This is a genomic window from Nonomuraea roseoviolacea subsp. carminata (assembly GCF_024172185.1).
GTDB classification, from domain to species: Bacteria; Actinomycetota; Actinomycetes; order Streptosporangiales; family Streptosporangiaceae; genus Nonomuraea; species Nonomuraea roseoviolacea.
Window position 1 is genome coordinate 1604790 of sequence record NZ_JAMZEC010000001.1, and the last position, 17660, is coordinate 1622449.

Below are 17660 nucleotides of genomic sequence, written 5' to 3' on the forward strand. Positions count from 1 at the left end.
CAAGAAGTTCTCCTATGGTAGGGGGAACCCGGTCAGGCCAGTGCCTCGGCCGCCGTGACGATGAGGTCCACGCACGCCGGCACCGGGATGCTGGTGCTGTCGATCACCAGGTGGTAGAGGCCCGGATCGGCCGGATCCGCGCGGTAGAAGTGCCGCACGTACGCGGTGCGGGCGCGGTCGTTGCGCTCGATGAGCTTCAGCGCCTCGCGCTCGGGCATCTCGCTGATCGTGGCCGTCTGGAGCACCCGCCGGCGCAGCGGGGCGTCGAGCCGCACGTGCAGCGCGCCGGGATGGTCGGCGAGCACGATGGCCCCGGCCCGGCCCAGGAAGACGCCGCCCTCGGCGCGGGCCGTCTCCACGAGCACCCGCTCGGTGCGCCGGACGAACTCCTCCGGCGCCAGCGGCATCGCTCCCGGCACGTACATGTCGACGCCGCCGAAGGTGACCGTGGGCAGCCGCATCGCCCCGGACAGCAGCCTGGCCAGGCCGTGCGCGGCCCGGTCGTCGTGGGCCAGCGCCTCCTCAAGGGTGCAGCCGAGCTCCTCGGCCACGGCGCCGGGGATCGCGCGGTCGACGAACGGCACGCCGAGGCATTCGGCCACGGCCGGGCCGATGTGGCCGCCGGCCGTGCCGTACGTCGCCGAGATGGTGACGACCCGCACACTCCCAGGTTAGAACAGCGCGCTGGCCAGGGCCCTACGCGCTTTGGCCAGGGAGGGGTCGTCGGCCGGGAGCGTCTCGAACAGGCCCAGCAGGTGGCGCCGCGCCTTGTCGCGGTCGTCGCCGGAGGTGCGCTTGACCACCGCGACGACCCGCGCGAACGCCTCGTCCACCGAGCCCGACAGCATCTCCAGGTCGGCGGCGAGCAGGTGGGCGTCGATGTCGGCCGGGTCGGCCAGGCGCCGCTGCACGTCGGCCGGGTCGACGTCGGCGGTGCGCTTGATCAGCCGCACGCCCGCCAGGCCCATCTTGGCGTCCTCGTCGGCGGGCGCGCGGGCCAGCAGCCGCTCGTAGGCGGCCTCGGCCGCGTCGAGGTCGCCCTGGTCGATGGCCTGCTCGGCCGCCGCCAGGTCGGGGTCGACCGGCGGCGCCTCGGGCGCCTGCCCCTCACCGGCCGCGGGCGGCCTGGCGTCGGGGTTGGCCTGGTAGAACTGCTCGACCGCGCCCATCAGCTCGTCGAGCCAGCGGCGCACCTCCTGCTCGGGCAGCACCTGCTGGAAGCCGGTGACGGCCTGGCCCTGGAAGATGGCGAGCACGGTCGGCACCGCCTGCACGCGCAGCGCCTGGGCGATCTGCGGGCTGGCGTCCACGTTGACCTTGGCCAGCACGACCCGGCCGCCCAGCGACCCGACCACCTTCTCCAGCACGGGGCTGAGCTGGGCGCTGCCGGGGGCCCGCGGCGACCACAGGTCGAGCACGACGGGCACGGTCATCGAGCGGTCGATGACGTCGGTCGTGAAGGTCTCCTCGGTCACGTCGACGATCGAGGCCGAGGACGCCGCCTGCGGGCCCGCCGCCTCACGCCGGGTCTGCGCCTCCAGAGCCTGCTTGCGCGCGCCCAGGTCCACCGCTCCGTAGAGCGACCCGGGCCGAGAGAAGTCCGCCATGCTCATCATCTTGCCGCATGCCACGGCGCGGGTACGCCAGCGAGGGTCGCGCTCCGCCGTGGGCCGAATCGCTGGAGCTCCCGGGTCACTCGCCGAAGTCGCCCGCCGCCACCCGCAGCGTGCGGAGCTGGTCGAACATCGCGTGCAGCTCCTCCTCCCCGTACATCGCCAGGCCGAAGTCGGCCGCCATGAGGTCGGCCGTGGCGCGGCGCACGACCTCGCGGCCCTCGTCGGTGATCTCGGCCAGCACGCCGCGGCCGTCCTTGGGGTTGCGCATCCGGCTGACCAGACCGGAACGCTCCAGCCGGTCGACCGTGTTGGTGACGCTGGTGGGGTGCACCATCAGCCGCTCGCCGATCTTCCACAGCGGGAGCGCGCCCGTCCTGCTGAAGGTGAGCAGCACCAGCGCCTCGTACCTCGCGAAGGTCAGGTCGTACGGCTTCAGGAGCGAGTCAAGCTGGGACAGGAGGATCTGATGCGCTCGCATGATCGAGGTGACGGCGGCCATGGCGGATGAGGGCCCGAAGTGAACACGCCAGGTCTGCGCGGCGCGTTCGATGGGATCGAACGGCAGGTTGAGCGGCTTCGGCTGCGACACAGCGCTACGGTAGCGCGCCGCTCGTCCCCTTTCGCCTGGTTACTCTGAGCTATCGCCTTCACCGCTTGGCCAAGAATCCGGACGTCAATCATCACGCTCCGTTATGGTTCTCGCATCAAACGGTGACGCGGACCCCAAGTCCATTCGGCGGTGGGGACCTGCCGGACTGCTGACGTCCGCGTTCGCCGACGGGGCACGGGGGGTGCTTGATGAACGTCAAGGGGAGATCGCGTGCGTGAGCACGCGGGCGTCACACGCGAGGAGCTGAAACAGAGCGCGGCGGTCACCGTGGCCGTGCTCATGGCGCTCGGCCTGGCCGCGGCATGGAGCGTCCTGATTCCCGGCGTGGACGCGTGGGAGAACATCGTGGCCGCGGTCATCGGCTCGCTGCGGCTGACCGGGCCCGTGGCGGCCGGGTTCGCCGCGTGGGTGGCGCTGCGCAAGCGCAAGGCGCTGCGCGGCCGCGCGCTCGGCCCGTGGCGGGCGCTCAAGGCGCCGCTGGCCATCGTGGTGGTGGTGCTGGGGTCGTTCGCCGCGACCGTGCTGGTGCTGGCCGTCAAGACGGTCCTCACCGAGCAGGCCGGGCCGATCAGCCTGCCCGGGCTCGGCGTGGGCATGGCCGGGCTGGCGCTGTACTCGGTGATCGGGTGGGTCGCGGGCTGGTTCGCGCCCTTCGCGATCACCCCGCCGCTGGCCGGGCTGGGCTGCTACCTGCTGTTCAGCCGGCTCGCCGACGGCGGGGGCTGGGCCGACCGGCTGGCGCCGGGCGCCGGACGGCCCTACGACCTGTTCCAGGGGATGGGCGGCGCGGCGTTCCTCGACCAGACGATCTGGCTGCTCGGCATCACGACGGCGCTGCTGCTCGGCTGGGCCGCGCTGGTGACCCGGCAGGCGGTGGTGCTGGCGTGCGCGCTGCTGGCCGTGCTCGCGGCGGGCACGGGGGTGGCGCGGCTGCTGGCCGCGCCCAAGCCGGCCGCCGCGCAGGACATCGCCTACGCCTGCCAGGAGTGGCCCATCACCGTCTGCCTGCACCCGGCCATGCGCGCCGGCCTGACCGAGCTGGGGACGGCCTTCACCAAGATCGCCTCTCGGCTGGCGGGCACCCCGGCCGCGTTCACGCGGGTGGAGCAGCGGCCGCTGGAGGACGAGCTGCGGCCGACGCCCGGCCTCGCGCCCATCCACGTGCGCGACCTTTCGGCGGGGTTCGCGGACGAGGCGTCGTACGAGTACGTCGAGTCGCTGGCGGCCAAGTGCCCCGGCACCCCGGCCGACGGCTACCGGGAGATCGTGATGGCGTGGCTGCGGGGCGAGCCGCTGCCCGGCGGGCCGCTGCCGGAGCACGAGTACGCGGCGGCGTGGTTCTCCGGGCTGAGCGAGCACCAGCGGCGCGAGTGGCTGCGCATGTTCTTCAGCGACTTCCAGTCGTGCCGGCTGTCGAGCACCCACTTCGGCGGCGGGCCGGGTGGGAGCGGGCGGCACCGCTCGGGCACGGCTCAGGTGACCGCGACCGCGGGCTCGCCGCAGCAGGTGTACCCGGTCTATCCGGACGCGGGTGACGCGGCCGTGACCGACTGGAGACCGTAGATGTCACCAAACGGCCGGCAAGGGTGATCGACGGCCGGGTAGTCAACACCGTATGACGACATCCCGTACGGCGCCCGCCGACGTATCACCGGTGCGGCGCCGCAGGTGGCGATACGTGGCCGGGCTGCTGGTGCTCGTGGCCCTGCTCGTGGTCGGCGGCCGGCTGGCGTGGACGTGGCTGGACCCGACCGGCGAGCGGACGATCGACCGCAGCCAGCCCGTCCTCCTGCAGTCCATCAAGGACCTCAGCCGCTTCGAGGCGGCGACCGGCAGCTTCCAGGTCGTCGTCGACCTGGAGAAGGACGCCAACTTCCTGCCGGACGCGGTCAAGGGCACCCGCACGCTGTTCGTCGGCGCGGGCGGCGTGGACGCGTACGTGGACTTCTCGGGGCTGGCGGGGAACGCCGTGACCGTGTCACCGGACCGCACCGAGGTGACGGTCCGGCTGCCGCGCGCCCAGTTGGAGAAGCCCAACCTGGACAACAGCCGCTCGTACGTCTTCGCCCAGCAGCGCGGGCTGCTCGACCGGGTGCAGGACTTCCTGTCGTCCTCGCCGGGCGACCAGAGGGAGGTGTACGTGCTGGCCGAGAAGAAGATCGCCGAGGCGGCGGCCTCCAGCGACCTGCGGGCCCGGGCCGACGCCAACACCAAGGCCATGATGGAGGGCCTGCTGAAGTCGCTCGGCTTCACGAAGGTGGTGGTGAAGTACGGCGACGAGCCGTGACCTAGGTACCTCGGGGCGGGTGCCTAGGTAGGGGCCGGCCGGGGTTTTAGGGCATCCGCCCGATGTGGGCGGGCGGGCCTTAGGACGAGTCTTGAGAGTGCAGGGACCAAGCAAGCACCTCAGGAAACAGGAGCGATTCGGATGCACGCCGAACTCGAGTACCTCGTCATGCGGAACCGCGCCGAGGAGCTGCGCCGCGCCGCCGCCCGCCACCGCCTCGCCCGCGAGGCGTCCGGCCGCCGCCGGTCGTTCGTCGCCAAGCTCTTCTCATGATCTTTCGTTACGGCACGGCCAAGCCGGCCCCAGTCGCCGCACGGGGCTGAGGGCCTCCAGGGAGACGGCCTCTGACCGGATGCCGGCGGGCCGCCGCCACGGCGCCCCCTTGGCCGTGCCTTCCGGCCAAGCGTGACCATGCCCTCCGGCACAGCGTGACCGTGCCTTCCGGCACAGCGTGACCGTGCCTTCCGGCACAGCGTGACCGTGCCTTCCGGCACAGCGTGACCGTGCCCTCCGTGAAGGCCCTGACCGGGCCTTCCCACGACTGCCGAAGTCCGGCCCTCAGCTCTCGTCCTGGCGGGGCACCCTGATGATCAGGGCGTCGCCCTGGCCGCCGCCGCCGCACAGGCCCGCGGCGCCCAGGCCGCCGCCGCGGCGGCGCAGCTCGTGGGCGAGCGTGAGCACGATGCGCGCGCCCGAGGCGCCGATCGGGTGGCCGAGCGCGATGCCGCCCCCGTTGACGTTGACCTTGTCCAGCGGCAGGCCCAGCTCCTTGGCCGACTGGTGGACCACGCTCGCGAACGCCTCGTTGATCTCGACCAGGTCGAGGTCGTCGGCCGTGAGGTCCTGCTTGCGCAGGGCCTGCTTGATGGCGTTGGCCGGCTGCGACTGGAGCGAGGCGTCGGGCCCGGCCACGTTGCCGTGGCGGCCGATCTCCGCCAGCCACGGCAGGCCCAGCTCCTCGGCCTTGGCGCGGGACATGACGACGACCGCGCACGCGCCGTCGGAGATCTGCGAGGACGAGCCGGCCGTGATCGTGCCGTCGGCCGCGAAGGCCGGGCGCAGCTTGGCCAGCGTCTCCGCCGTGGTGTCGCCGCGCACGCCCTCGTCGTCCTTGACCACCAGCGGCTCGCCGCGCCGCTGCGGCACCTCCACCGGCACGATCTCGTCCTCGAACACGCCGTTCTTGGCGGCCGCGGCGGCGAGCTGGTGGGAACGGGCCGACAGGGCGTCCTGCTCCTCGCGGCCGATGCCGAGGCGGGCGTTGTGCCGCTCGGTGGACTCGCCCATCGCGCACTGGTCGAACGCGCAGAACAGGCCGTCGTGGGCCATCGAGTCGACGATCCCGGCGCCACCGTACTTGACGCCCTTGCGCAGATCCGGCAGCAGGTGCGGCGCGTTGCTCATCGACTCCATGCCGCCCGCCACGACGATGTCGAACTCGCCCGCGCGGATGAGCTGGTCGGCCAGCGCGATGGCGTCGAGGCCGGACAGGCACACCTTGTTGATGGTGATGGACGGGACGGTCATCGGGATGCCGGCCTTGACGGCGGCCTGGCGGGAGGGGATCTGGCCGGCGCCCGCCTGGAGCACCTGGCCCATGATCACGTACTCGACGGCCTCGGGCGCCACGCCGGCCCGCTCCAGCGCCGCCTTGATGGCGATGCCGCCGAGCTCCACGGCGGGCAGCCCGGACAGCGCCCCCAGCAGCCTGCCGATCGGGGTGCGTGCTCCGGCGACGATGACGGAACCAGACATGACGGTGGCCTCCTGTGCGGGCGAGGGGTTCTTTGACACCATACCCACGGGTAGACGCTCGACGGCTATGGAGGCTGACCACACATGTTCATGCGGATCGACCACATCGGGATCGCCTGTCACGACCTGGAGGAGAAGATCGCGTTCTTCTCGGAGACGTTCGAGCTGACCGTGGTCGCGCGGGAGGTCAACGAGGAGCAGGGCGTCAAGGAGGCGATGCTGCACATCGCCGACGGCGAGGGCGGCGGCTCCTACATCCAGTTGCTCGAACCGCTGTCCCCCGACTCGCCGGTGGGCAAGTTCCTCGCCAAGCGGGGCGAAGGTGTGCACCATGTGGCGTTCGGGGTTGCTGATGTCACTGAGGCGATCGATAGAATTGCCGGAAAAGGCGTACGTGTCCTGGACGAGCGCCCGCGGCACGGGTCGATGGGCTCACAGATCGCGTTTCTGCATCCGAAGGACGTGGGAGGAATGCTGACGGAGCTGGTCCAGGCGACCAGGTCGTAACAAACGCAAGAATCGTTCATATGTAACTAGTCGCGCAGAAAATTGGACGGGGCTTCAGACTCGGCACCGGCGGAGTACTCTGGCCTTCCACCGGACATGGAGCCTGCCGAGAGGCACAGGCTCCCGGCTCGGCTGCCCCCGAACCCCCCGTCCGGCCCGTGTAGCCGTCTCGACAACCCAGGATCGAGCCTCCATGCAGTCCGACATCGACGCCCAGCTCAACAACTTCTTCGAGGACGCTCCCGCACGCGAGTTCGACGTGGTCCTCCGCGGCTATGACCGCCACCAGGTCCATGATCACCTGAAGCAGCTCGACGGCGAGCTGCGCCAGGCCCGCGAGCAGGTCGTCGCCCTTCAGCGCGATCTGTCCGACTCCCAGCGCCAGCTCCAGGAGCAGGAGCGCCCGACCTACTCCGGTCTCGGCGCCCGCATCGAGCAGTTGCTCCGGCTGGCCGAGGAGCAGGCCACCGAGCTGGTCCAGGCAGCGAGATCCGAGGCTAACGAGATCAAGGCCGCCGCCAAGGTGGAGGCCGCGGACATGCGGGCCGCCGCCGAGGCCGAGGCCGCCGAGAAGCGCGCGCAGGCCACCCGCGAGAGCGACGAGATGCGCACCACCGCGGAGCGCGACGCCGAGGACATCCGCTCGACCGCGCGCCGCGAGGCCGACGAGCTGACCAGCACCACCGAGCGCGAGGTCGCCAAGCTGCGGGCCACCGCCGACCACGAGGTCGCCGAGAAGCGGGCCGACGCCGAGCGCGAGATCGCCAAGCTGCGCACCACCACCGAGCGCGAGGTGGCCCAGCTGCGGGCCTCCACCAAGCGCGAGCGCGACGAGGTGCTGACCACCGCCAAGCGGCAGGCCGACGAGATGCGGGCGCAGGCGCAGCGGGTCCTGGAGGAGTCCGAGGCCAAGCGGGCGCAGGACGAGGCGGAGTTCGAGATCCAGCTGGCGTCCCGGCGCGAGGAGGCGGAGCGCCAGGAGGCGGAGCGCCACGCCACCGCGCAGGCCGCGACGCAGAAGCTGGTCGCCGAGGCCGAGCAGCGCGCCGCGACGGCCGAGTCCCGCGCCACCAAGGCCACCCAGCAGGCCGAGCAGACCCGCCGCGAGGCCGACCTGCACGCCAAGCAGCTCGTCGCCAACTCGCGCAAGAACGCCGACCAGATCGTGGCCGAGGCCAAGGCGAGCGCCGAGACCATCGTCACCGAGGCCAAGACCGAGGCCGAGCGCACCCGCACCGCCATGCAGCGCCAGGTCGACGAGCTCACCCGCCAGCGCGACAGCATCACCAGCCACCTGGCGCAGCTGCGCCAGCTCCTGGGCGGCGCCGCCCTGCCGGGCATGGAGCCCGAGCCCGCGGTCACGGCCGCCCCGCCGAAGCCGGCGATCCCGGCGCCCGCCGCCGAGAAGCCGCTGGCCCCGGCCCCGGCCGCCAAGCCGGAGACCAAGTCCGAGGACGACGCGGAGTGGTGGCAGGAGTAGCCGATCGCCCGCACGGGGGTTGAATGACGGCACGGAGAGCCTGGCGACCTTGGGGTCGCTAGGCTCTCTTTCTGTTGCCGGGCCCCTCCGCGGCGCCGGCGCCTGGTCCGCCCCCGACCTCCAGGAGCCCCGCTTGTCCGCCGACGTCACCCCTCATCACGACTCCCCCGAGGCCCCGTCGTCCTCCGACGCCCCGCCGGGCGCGACACCGGGGGGCGCCTCGTCGGACGCGACTGCGGGGGGTGCCCGGTCAGGCGCGGCCTCGGCGGACGCCGCACCGCACGCGGCGCCGGGAGAGCTGCACCAGGGAAGGGCGGGGACGGCGGCGCACGGGCTGCCGGGGCGGCCGTTCGGGCGGGGGCCGTTCCTGTTCGGGCTGGTCGGCGGGCTGGGCGTGCTGACGGCGATCGCCATCGCGCAGATGGTCGTCGCCTCCCTCAGCGTGATCATCCTGGTCGTGGTGGCGATGTTCCTGGCCGTGGGGCTGAACCCGGCGGTCGAGGCGCTGCAGCGGGCCGGAGCGGCCCGGCGCTGGGCGATCTCGATCGTGTTCGCCGGCGTCATCGTGTGCTTCGTGCTGTTCGGGCTGGCCATCGTGCCGCCGGTCAGCAAGGAGCTGACCGACTTCGTCGCGGCCGTGCCCGACTACGTCAAGGAGCTGAGCAACCACCCCGCCCTGCGCAGCCTCGACGCCGACTACCAGATCCTGCCGAAGCTGGCCGGGTTCGTCACGAACACGCTCGCGCCGTCGCTGGCCAGCGGCGTCGTCGGAGCCGGGCTCGTCGTGCTCGACGGGCTGTTCACCACGGTGACGCTGCTCGTGCTCATGCTGTACTTCCTCGGCTCGCTGCACACGATCAAGGCGTACCTGCTCAGGCTCGTGCCGGCCTCGCGGCGGGAGCGCACGGCGGCGCTGTCGGAGCAGATCCTGGACGGCATCGGCGGCTACGTCGCCGGCAACGTGCTCATCTCGGTCATCGCGGGCGTGGTGGCGTGGATCTTCCTGTCGGTGCTCGGCGTCCGGTACGCGCTGGCGCTGGCGCTGGTGGTGGCGCTGACGGACCTGATCCCGCTGGTCGGCGCCACCATCGGCGCCGTGCTGGTCACCGGGGTGGCGCTGCTGCAGTCGCTGCCGCTGGGCATCGCGTGCGCCGTGTTCTTCCTCGTGTACCAGCAGATCGAGAACTACCTCATCTACCCGAGGGTGATGAAGCGCTCGGTGGACGTGACGCCCGCGGTGACGGTGATCGCGGCGCTGGTCGGCGGCGCGCTGCTCGGGATCGTCGGCGCGCTGCTGGCCATCCCGGTCGCCGCCGCCATCGCGCTGATCATCCGGGAGATCGTGCTGCCTCGCCAAGCTCGGTCCTGAGGAACTCCGCGACCGCGGCGTTGAACGCCTCCGGCTGCTCGACCGCGCTCAGGTGCCCCGCCTTCGGGATGACCTCCAGCCGTCCCCCCGGTACGGCCCGCGCCATGGCCTCGGCCTCGGCGGGCGGCGCGAGCTGGTCCTCCTCGCCCACGATGACGAGCAGCGGCACCTTGAGGGCGGCCAGGGTGTCGGCGGAGTCGGGGCGGGCCGCCATGGCGCGCTGCGCCCAGGCCACCGCCCCGGGCGGCGCCGACTGGACGAGCCCCTTGACCCGGCCCACGACCATGGCCCGGCGCTCCTTGGTGGTCTGCCCGACGAGGCCGGGCAGCACGTCGGTGACGAGCACGCCGGTGTCGCCGGACAGCACCGCGCGGGCGATGCGCTCGCGGTTGTCGCGGGCCTGCCGCTGGTCGGGGGCGGCCTTGGTGTCGGCCAGGATGACGCCGAGGACGCGGTCGGGGTGACGGCGGCAGAAGGCCATCGTCACGTACCCGCCCATCGACAGGCCGCCGATCACCGCGCGCTCGATGCCCTCCTGGTCGAGCATGGCGGCCACGTCGTCGGCCATCACGTCGACGGACGGCTCATCCTCGCCCAGCCGTGACCCGCCGAAGCCGCGCAGGTCGGGGGTGATGACGCGGCACGTGGCGGCCAGCCCCTCGCGTTGCGCCAGCCACATGGCCGAGGAGAGGGGGAAGGCGTGGAGCAGTACGACGGGCAGGCCGGTTCCCGCTGATCTCGTGTAGAGCTGCACGATCACACGGTAGACCGGTTCCTTGGGACAATCACTTCACGTCGTATACCGATATACCCCGGTATAGACGTCTCTTTCTGCCGTACCGTTCTCCCCCGGCTTCCGGGTCGCGCCGGGTCAGCTCAGGCCGATGGCCGTGGCGCCGCCGTCCACGAAGAGGACCTGACCCGTCACGTACGCCGACGCGTCGCCCGCCAGGAACACCGCCGGGTGCGCCATCTCCTCCGGCGTGCCCCAGCGGCGCATCGGGACGCCCGCGACCGTGGCGCGGCTCGCCGTCTCGTCCTCCCACAGGTTGCGGTTGAGCTCCGTGGCCGTCCAGCCCGGGCACAGGGCGTTGACCCGGACGCCCGACTGCGCCCACTCCACCGCGAGGGTCCTGGTGAGCGCCACCAGGCCGGCCTTGGCCGCCGCGTACCCGGCGAGGAAGGGCGCCCCCAGCGCCGCCACCGAGGCGACGTTGATCACCGAGCCGCTGCCCCGTTCGAGCAGGTGCGGCGCGATCGCGTGGCACACGACCATGGCCGAGTCGAGGTTGAGCCGCATGAGCTTGTCCCATCCGGACAGCCGCAGGTCCTTGAACTCCACCATGAAGTTCGAGCCGCCCGCGTTGTTGACGACGACGTCGACGTGCCCGAGGCCCTCGACGGCCTGCCGGACGGCGTCGGCCGCGGCGTCGCGGTCGGTGAGGTCGGCCGGGATCACCAGGGCCCGGCGGCCCCGCGCCTCGACCTCCTTGGCGACCTCGGCCAGGGAGTCGGCCGAGCGGGACACGAGCGCCACGTCGGCCCCCGCCTCGGCGTAGGCGAGCGCGATGGCCCGCCCGATGCCCTTCGACGCCCCGGTGACGAGAGCCTGCTTCCCATTGAGATCGAACGCGCCCACGCTGCCTCCTCAAGTCATTACCGAACATGATTCTAGGGACAGGTGGCCCCGGAACGCCACCGGCGCGGGCCCCGCGCAGGGTCCCGCGCCGGTGTTCGTTCACCCGGGGGTCAGCAGGCTAGCCGCCCAGCCCCCAGATGATGATGTCGAGAGCGTCGGCCAGCCCGCTCTTGTCCATGTACTGGGCCATCTTGAAGCCGGTCTCGGCGACCGTGCCGGTCCTGGTGTTCTCCGGCTCGATCTTCTCCGGCCGGAAGATCTGCCGCTCGCCCTGCCCCGAGCCGCCGGGCCGGGCCACCGGCGGTGGTCCGTCCGGGTACGTCCGGCCGTCGCGGTAGACGGTGTAGGACTGGGTCGGCTGGGTCGAGCCGTCGTTGCGGTAGATCTGGCTCGGCCGTGGCTGCATCGGCTGCCGGCTGTCCCTGGGCGGGGACTGCCGCTGCTGCGCCCGGTGGCTGGTGGGCCGCTGCGCCGGACGCTGCCGCGCCCGCTGGATCCCGCTCGGGAGCTTGCCGGCCCGCCGGTTGCGCGTCCTGGCCGCCGCCGACGCCCGGCGCTTGGCCGCCGCGTCCGCCGCCTTCCTCCTCGCTTCCCGCTTCGCGGCGGCCGCGGCCCGCCGCTGCGCCCTCGCCGTGGCCGCCTTCCTGGCCCGCTCCTGGGCCCGCTTCTTGGCCTGTTCCTGCAGTTTCTTGCGGGCCGCCGCGGCGGCCTTCTTCCGCGCCGCCTCCAGGGCCCGCTTCTTGGCCTCGGCGGCGGCGCGCCTCCTGGCCTCCGCCAGCGCCCGGCGCCGCGCCGCCGCGAGAGCGGCCCGCCGGGCCGCCGCACGCGCCGCCGCGATGGCGGCCCGCCTGGCGGCGGCCATCGCCAGCCGCCGGGCGATGATCTGCGCCGAGACCCGCACCACGATGGCCGCGACGAACCAGAAGAGCTGACCGTCGGGGTCGCTCATGGTGACGGGGCTGTTGTTGGCGTAGGCGTAGGCGTTGAGCTGCTGCGGGTTCTGCTCCTCCATGACGGGGTCGACCGACAGGAAGCGCCCGAGCTTGGGGTCGTACTCGCGGGCGCCGAGGTGGACCAGACCGGTGGTGGCGTCCTGCGTGCCGCCCACGAACCCGCGCTGCCCCGGCCAGAACGCCGGGGGCGATCCCCGGTTCTCGCCGAACGGCGTCGTCCGGCGCACGGCCAGCTCGCCGGTGGCGGCGTTCACCGCCGCCTGCGAGGTGCCCTGGTGGTCGTTGGCCAGGAAGTAGACCTGGTTGTCCGGTGTGCGCACCGCGATGGGCTCGCCGCCGATGGTGTAGTAGCGGGTCTGCTCGACGGTGTCCTTGGCGAAGTCGAAGCGCAGCTCCATGTCGTCGACGTAGAGCGTGGCGTCGGCCGGCGTCCTGCGGATCAGCCGGTCGCCGTCCGCGCTGTAGACGAAGGACGTCGTCTTGCCCGCCTCCGTCACCGACTCCAGGTTGCCCTCGGCGTCCCAGACCAGGCTCTGGTCGGCGTTGCCGACCTTGCGCCTGGTGGTGTTGCCGGCCGCGTCGTACTCGAACAGGTCCGGCCCGACGCTCTGCAGCGCGTGCGGCTGCTTGCCGCCGGCGGCCGGGTAGGTGTAGTCGCGGGTGCTCTCACCGGCGCCGCCCCAGGCGTGCTTGGTCTCCTTGACGCGGTTGCCGGTGGAGTCGTAGGCGTAGCTGACCGCGTACGGGGCCACGCCGCCGATCTTGTCCGACTGCGGCGAGCCGCTCGCGCAGTCGTCGGTGGCGGTCCACGCCGAGGTCATCCGGCGCAGGTGGTCGTAGGTGAAGCACTGCGTGTCCGGGCCGCTCGCGCCCTTGTCCGCGATCCTGGTGATGTTGCCGATCGCGTCGTAGGTGTAGGTGAGGTCCAGGTCGGTCGCCGGGGCGCCCTCCCGGTCCACGCGCATCCGCGACAGCCGGCGCGTGCCCTCGTCGTGGGTGTAGGTCAGCCAGGTCCGCTTGCTGCCCGAGCCCAGCTCGTACTGCAGGGTCTCGCCCAGCTTGGAGTAGCGGGTCGCGCTCACGTACGCCGACAGGCCGGTGACCTTCACCGGCTGGCTCAGCTCGTCGTAGGTGTAGACGACCGACTCCTCGGCGAGCCCGCCGGCGGCCGGGAAGCTGACCGACTGGACCTGGTCGTCGATCGTGTAGCGGGTGTTGAGCACGTACGAGCCCGCCAGCTTGCCCTCCCGCTCGGGGACGGTGACGGTCTCGCGCAGCGGGCGGTAGTCGGAGTCGATGGCGTTGATCTCGGTCTTGTACGCCTGCCCGCCGACGTAGCGGATGCTGGCGTTCAGGTGGCCCTTGGCCAGCGCGTCGTACTGCCATTCGGCGAGCAGCGCGCCGGTCTCGGAGCCCTCGCGCAGCTCCTTCTTGCGGCCCAGCACGTCGTAGACGTAGTACAACGTCTTGCCGCGCGAGTCGGTCGTGCTGACCAGCTCGTCGGCGTCGTTGTACGTCATCGTCGTGACGCCCTTGTCGGGGTCCTCCGACTTGATCTCACGGCCGCGCAGGTCGTAGTGGTGGCGCCACACGTTGCCCGCCGAGTCGGTCACCGTGGACAGCCGTCCGGCGTGGTCGTAGGCGTACTTGGTGGCCTCGTACTCGCCCGTCGGGGTGGCGCCCTTGTACTGGCGCAGCTCGATGAGCCGGCCGTCCGCGTCGCCGATGCGGGTCGTGGCGGTGCCTCCGGGCGGCGGCGTCACGTGGATCCGGTCGCCCTGCTGCGTGGTGGTGACCCGGAACTTCTCCTGGCCCTTCGTCCTCAGGATCTGGGCGTTGGCGTCGCCGGTGCCGTCGAACGTCGTCACGACCTGGTTGGGCACGTCCGTGTCGGCCACGGCCAGCAGGTCGGTGGAGGGGGCGCCGGTGGCGAAGTAGCCGGTGTTGGTCTTGGCCGCCTCACCGAGCGAGTTGTAGACGGTGTCGGTGATCGTGCGCCCGTCACGCAGCGCCGGGTCCTGCGTCTGGTCGTCGCGCGGCGCGGGCTCCTGGGTCTGGCGCTTGCGCATCAGGCCGTCGTACAGCTCGTGGCTGGCGCTGTAGGTGCCGTCGGCGTTCAGCGTCTTGGTGGTGACGTAGCTCGGCCCGTCGGTGCGCATGGTGTAGGAGTACTCGGTGCTGGGCGACTGCCCGGCCGCCTTGCTCCGGTCGGGCTGCCACACCTTGACCAGGCGGCCGAGCGCGTCGTACTCCATGTCGGTGCGGCGGTTGTTGGCGTCGATCTCGGCGTACGGCTCGCCCCAGGCCGGTTCGAGCAGGGTGCGCTCGACGTGGCCGAGCTGGTTGACCTCCTTGATCTCGGTCGGCGGCGCGCCCGCCGCCGGTGAGTAGGTGGTGGTGGACTTGGTGCCGACCGCGTCGGTCTCGCTGGTCTCGCGGCCGTAGGCGTCGTAGGTGTGGGTGCTCTCCACGATCGTCGCGCCGTCACCGGAGACGGTGTGCTCGACCGTGGTCACGTCGCCCTTGCTCGGCGCCTGGCCGTAGCCCTTGTTGTCGTACTGGACCTTCTCGTCGGAGATGATCTCGTCGGCGGCCAGCTTGGACACGGCGGTGCCGCAGCCCGCGGCGACCTTCTGGATCCGGCTCGTGTAGTCGAGCATCCAGGCCGCGTCGTTGCGGGCGTAGGTGTAGCGGGTGCACTGGTCGTCGTCCGTGGTGGCCAGGTCGCCCTTCTCCTCCACCTGGGTCAGCAGGCCCTTGGTGTCGTACGCGCGCTCCTCGCCGGTACGCCGCCACTTGCCCCCTTCCAGCGCGGTGCGGGTGACCATGGACTTGGGCTCGACCACGTACGCGGCCTTGGTGACGCCGCCCTGCGTGGACTCGGCGGTCTTGACCGACCAGGGCTCCTCCAGCGTGGCGGTCAGGATCGCCCCGCCGTCGCCGTCGTAGAGGATCTCCTCGCGCTCGAAGCCGGCGAGCTGGTCGAGGTCGTCGAGCTTGACGCCCTCGGAGTCGGTGACCTGCGCGGTGCGCTTGGAGCCGTCGGCCAGCTTGTCACCGTGCATGCCGCGGAAGTACCGGAACTCCGTCAGCGTGCGCTTGGTGTCCTGCCCGTCGCCCTGGCGCACCCGTACCCGGCCGAATCCCCGGTAGTCGGACCACGTGCGGTGCTCCGGCTTGACCAGGACGTTGTCGGCGTACCGCCAGGCGGCGCCGTCGAGGTACTCGTAGTCGGTGACGACGTTCGGCGCGCCGCCGACGCGGTCCACCTCGATGGTCTGCGTGACCACGTACTTGTGGAACCAGTCGGTGACCTCGGTCTCGTTCGGCGGCGCCCAGCGCTGCGGGAAGCAGCGCCTGGTGTTCTTGTCGGCCGCGGGCACGTCGCCGGGCTTGCAGTCGGCGGCCGAGTAGTTGACGCGCAGCTCGCCGCCGGACTCGTTGTTGACGGCCTGCACCCGCCACTTGACCAGGGGGGCGCGCCCCTCGTCGGCGTCCACCCGGTTGGCGAGCTGGACCCCGGTGAACGTGATCTTGGGCAGGGTGATCGTGCCGCCCACGTGACCGCTCTGCTGGATCGACGCCAGCCACAGCGCCGGGCTCATGCCGTCGCCGGAGGCGGGGAACTGGTGCGTCAGCGTCCAGGAGTCGACCGCGTTGTAGCCGCCCGTGGCGTTGAGGACCTGCGTGGTCACCTTGGCCAGGCGCTTGCGCGTGAAGAACGTCGGCGACAGCCGGTCGGTGCACTTCACGCCCGCGTCACAGATCTGGTCGAACGGGACGTCCGGCCAGGAGGCGGCGGTCTCCTTCTTGAGCTGGTCGGCGGCGCAGGTGATCGTGCCGCTGGGCAGGCATCGCTCGGCCGTCTCGAACACGACACGGGCCGCCGGCGCCTTGGTGAACAGCTCGTTCTGCAGGTAGCCGTAGTCGATGCGGGTGAGGTAGCCGGCGCGGTCGTACACGGTGCCCTGCTCGGGCTTCATGTTGCGGCCGTAGTAGTTCTTCTCCTGCGCGTACCAGTACGTGGTGGCGTTGCCGTGGGTGTCGACCGCGTAGTCGAGGTTCCACCGGTACGCCTGCTGGCACCAGGCGTTGGCCGGGGTGCTGTTGTAGCAGGGCTCGCCGCTGTTGTTGCCGAACACCGGCACCGTCTGCACCGACCTGGTCTCCGGCTTGCCGGTGACCCAGCCGGGCAGGCGGTTCAGGCCGAAGGTGTACTGGGTGCCGTCTGCGCCGGTGACCCGCCAGTACTCGCCGTTGTTGTCGCCGTTGGTGGCGCCGGTGAGGTACTCGATGCGGGTGCCGTCGTCGCGCTTGGGCCGCCACTGCTTGGTCGTGGCGTCCTTGACCAGCTCGACGGCCGAGTTGCCGAGCGACAGGGTGACGTTCTCCCCGTCCCAGCACAGGTCGCCGGTCTTCTTGCCGTCCACCATGCAGGACTTGTAGCGGCGCTCGACGTAGCCGCTGGGGTTCAGCTCGAAGCCCTCGCCGACCCAGGACGGCTGGTTGTTGGTGGAGGCGGTGCGGCCGTCCACGCTCTGCGAGGAGTAGTCGAGGGACAGCTCCGGCTCGTCGCCGCCCAGGGCCGGCGGCGAGCGCAGGTCGTAGTCCCAGTTGAAGTCACCGGACTGGGCGCCGACGCTCCAGCTCGCGGAGGGGGCGAGCGAGGTGGAGGCGTGGTCGCCGGCCGGGCCGGACGCCGCCGCCGTCACCGCGTACAGGGCCGGCAGGTCGAAGTCGGCGGTGAGCGTGCCGGCCTTGGTGTCGTTCTCGGTCGGTACGGGCTGCGGGAGCGGGCAGGCCGCACCGGCCGCGTCGAGCGCGCAGTCCGGCAGCTTCACCACGCGCAGGCGGGAGGCGTAGTCGCCGCCGGAGGCGTAGCGGAAGCCCGAGTAGTCGATCTGGAGCCTGGTCCTGCCGCTCTTGGCGGCCACGCCCTGTCCGGGCGAGACCCGCAGGGCGACGCCGAGCAGGCCGGCGCGCTGCACCTGCGCGGGGTCGAGCAGCTCGACGCGCACCGGGCCGGACTCGGCCGCCTTGGCGGTCCTGGCGTCACTGCCCTTGGGGGCGGCCAGCCGTACGGGGAAGGCGGTGTCGGCGGCCTTGAGCTGGGCGGCGCCGCCCAGCTCGGCGGTTTGGGCCTTGGGCCAGGTCACCCCTGGCGGCGCCTTCCACGCCTGTTTCTCGGTCGGGTCGGGGAGTTCGGGCAGCACCGGCACCGGCTTGCCGGAGACGGGCTTCTCCTTCTGCACCGAGGGCGCCGAGCGGGGCGCGGCGCTCGCGGGCAGGGCGGGGGCGAGGGGGGCGAGGACGACGACGGCCAGGACGGCCGCCAGCCGGCGCGGCCACGCCGACTCGCGGATCGCGCCCTGAAAACGATTCCAGTGGGACTCTGACAGATCTAACTCGGACGATGTGTCCATGGAACACCCAATCTTGTAGGG

At 71.9% G+C, this 17660-nt stretch carries 13 protein-coding genes; 6 read left to right on the forward strand and 7 right to left on the reverse strand.

The genetic code is table 11. From position 1 onward, the window contains the following. Nucleotides 1-32: 32 nt before the first annotated feature. The 3 genes from HD595_RS07340 to HD595_RS07350 form a co-directional block, all read right to left on the reverse strand. Entirely contained in the window at nt 33-662 is a 630-nt protein-coding gene (locus HD595_RS07340; RefSeq protein WP_253766856.1) for a cytidylate kinase-like family protein, read from the reverse strand. Nucleotides 663-671: 9 nt separating this feature from the next. Continuing rightward, nucleotides 672-1607: a tetratricopeptide repeat protein gene (locus HD595_RS07345; RefSeq protein ID WP_253766858.1), complete on the reverse strand. Its 936-nt coding sequence runs from the start codon at nt 1605-1607 to the stop codon at nt 672-674. Nucleotides 1608-1692: 85 nt separating this feature from the next. Then, complete coding sequence (locus HD595_RS07350) at nt 1693-2205, reverse strand: MarR family winged helix-turn-helix transcriptional regulator (protein WP_253766860.1); 513 nt, start codon at nt 2203-2205, stop codon at nt 1693-1695. Between the two features lie 231 nt (nt 2206-2436). On the opposite strand from HD595_RS07350, the gene HD595_RS07355 reads away from it, so the two are divergent. The 3 genes from HD595_RS07355 to HD595_RS45650 all read left to right on the forward strand — a co-directional run bounded on the left by HD595_RS07355 (nt 2437) and on the right by HD595_RS45650 (nt 4786). After that, nucleotides 2437-3789, forward strand: a complete 1353-nt coding sequence (locus tag HD595_RS07355; protein WP_253766862.1) for a hypothetical protein — start codon at nt 2437-2439, stop codon at nt 3787-3789. A 115-nt stretch (nt 3790-3904) separates the two neighbouring features. After that, on the forward strand, nt 3905-4513 hold the full coding sequence (locus HD595_RS07360) for a DUF4230 domain-containing protein (RefSeq protein ID WP_253766864.1): 609 nt from the start codon (nt 3905-3907) through the stop codon (nt 4511-4513). A gap of 141 nt (nt 4514-4654) precedes the next feature. After that, nucleotides 4655-4786, forward strand: coding sequence for a hypothetical protein (locus tag HD595_RS45650; protein ID WP_301309463.1), 132 nt, complete (start codon nt 4655-4657; stop codon nt 4784-4786). 285 nt (nt 4787-5071) lie between these two features. On the opposite strand, the gene HD595_RS07365 is transcribed toward HD595_RS45650, so the two are convergent. Further along, nucleotides 5072-6268 carry an acetyl-CoA C-acetyltransferase gene (locus tag HD595_RS07365; RefSeq protein ID WP_253766866.1) on the reverse strand — a complete coding sequence of 399 codons (1197 nt, stop codon included), beginning with the start codon at nt 6266-6268 and terminating at the stop codon, nt 5072-5074. Between the two features lie 84 nt (nt 6269-6352). Here HD595_RS07365 and mce point away from each other — a divergent pair, with 84 nt between their 5' ends. From mce to HD595_RS07380, 3 genes are all read left to right on the forward strand, one after another. Then, nucleotides 6353-6775 (forward strand): methylmalonyl-CoA epimerase, encoded by a 423-nt coding sequence (gene mce / locus HD595_RS07370; protein WP_253766868.1) that lies wholly within the window; start codon nt 6353-6355, stop codon nt 6773-6775. Between the two features lie 193 nt (nt 6776-6968). Beyond that, nucleotides 6969-8255 (forward strand): DivIVA domain-containing protein, encoded by a 1287-nt coding sequence (locus tag HD595_RS07375; protein ID WP_253766870.1) that lies wholly within the window; start codon nt 6969-6971, stop codon nt 8253-8255. A 133-nt stretch (nt 8256-8388) separates the two neighbouring features. Beyond that, nucleotides 8389-9624 carry an AI-2E family transporter gene (locus HD595_RS07380; RefSeq protein WP_253766872.1) on the forward strand — a complete coding sequence of 412 codons (1236 nt, stop codon included), beginning with the start codon at nt 8389-8391 and terminating at the stop codon, nt 9622-9624. Here the strand turns inward: HD595_RS07380 and HD595_RS07385 are convergent. From HD595_RS07385 to HD595_RS45655, 3 genes are all read right to left on the reverse strand, one after another. Then, nucleotides 9584-10378: an alpha/beta fold hydrolase gene (locus HD595_RS07385; RefSeq protein ID WP_253766874.1), complete on the reverse strand. Its 795-nt coding sequence runs from the start codon at nt 10376-10378 to the stop codon at nt 9584-9586. The two genes, HD595_RS07380 and HD595_RS07385, sit on opposite strands and share 41 nt — an antisense overlap. 117 nt (nt 10379-10495) lie before the next feature. Beyond that, nucleotides 10496-11263 (reverse strand): SDR family NAD(P)-dependent oxidoreductase, encoded by a 768-nt coding sequence (locus HD595_RS07390; RefSeq protein WP_253766876.1) that lies wholly within the window; start codon nt 11261-11263, stop codon nt 10496-10498. A 118-nt stretch (nt 11264-11381) separates the two neighbouring features. After that, nucleotides 11382-17639, reverse strand: a complete 6258-nt coding sequence (locus HD595_RS45655; protein WP_301309464.1) for an RHS repeat domain-containing protein — start codon at nt 17637-17639, stop codon at nt 11382-11384. Nucleotides 17640-17660 lie beyond the last annotated feature (21 nt).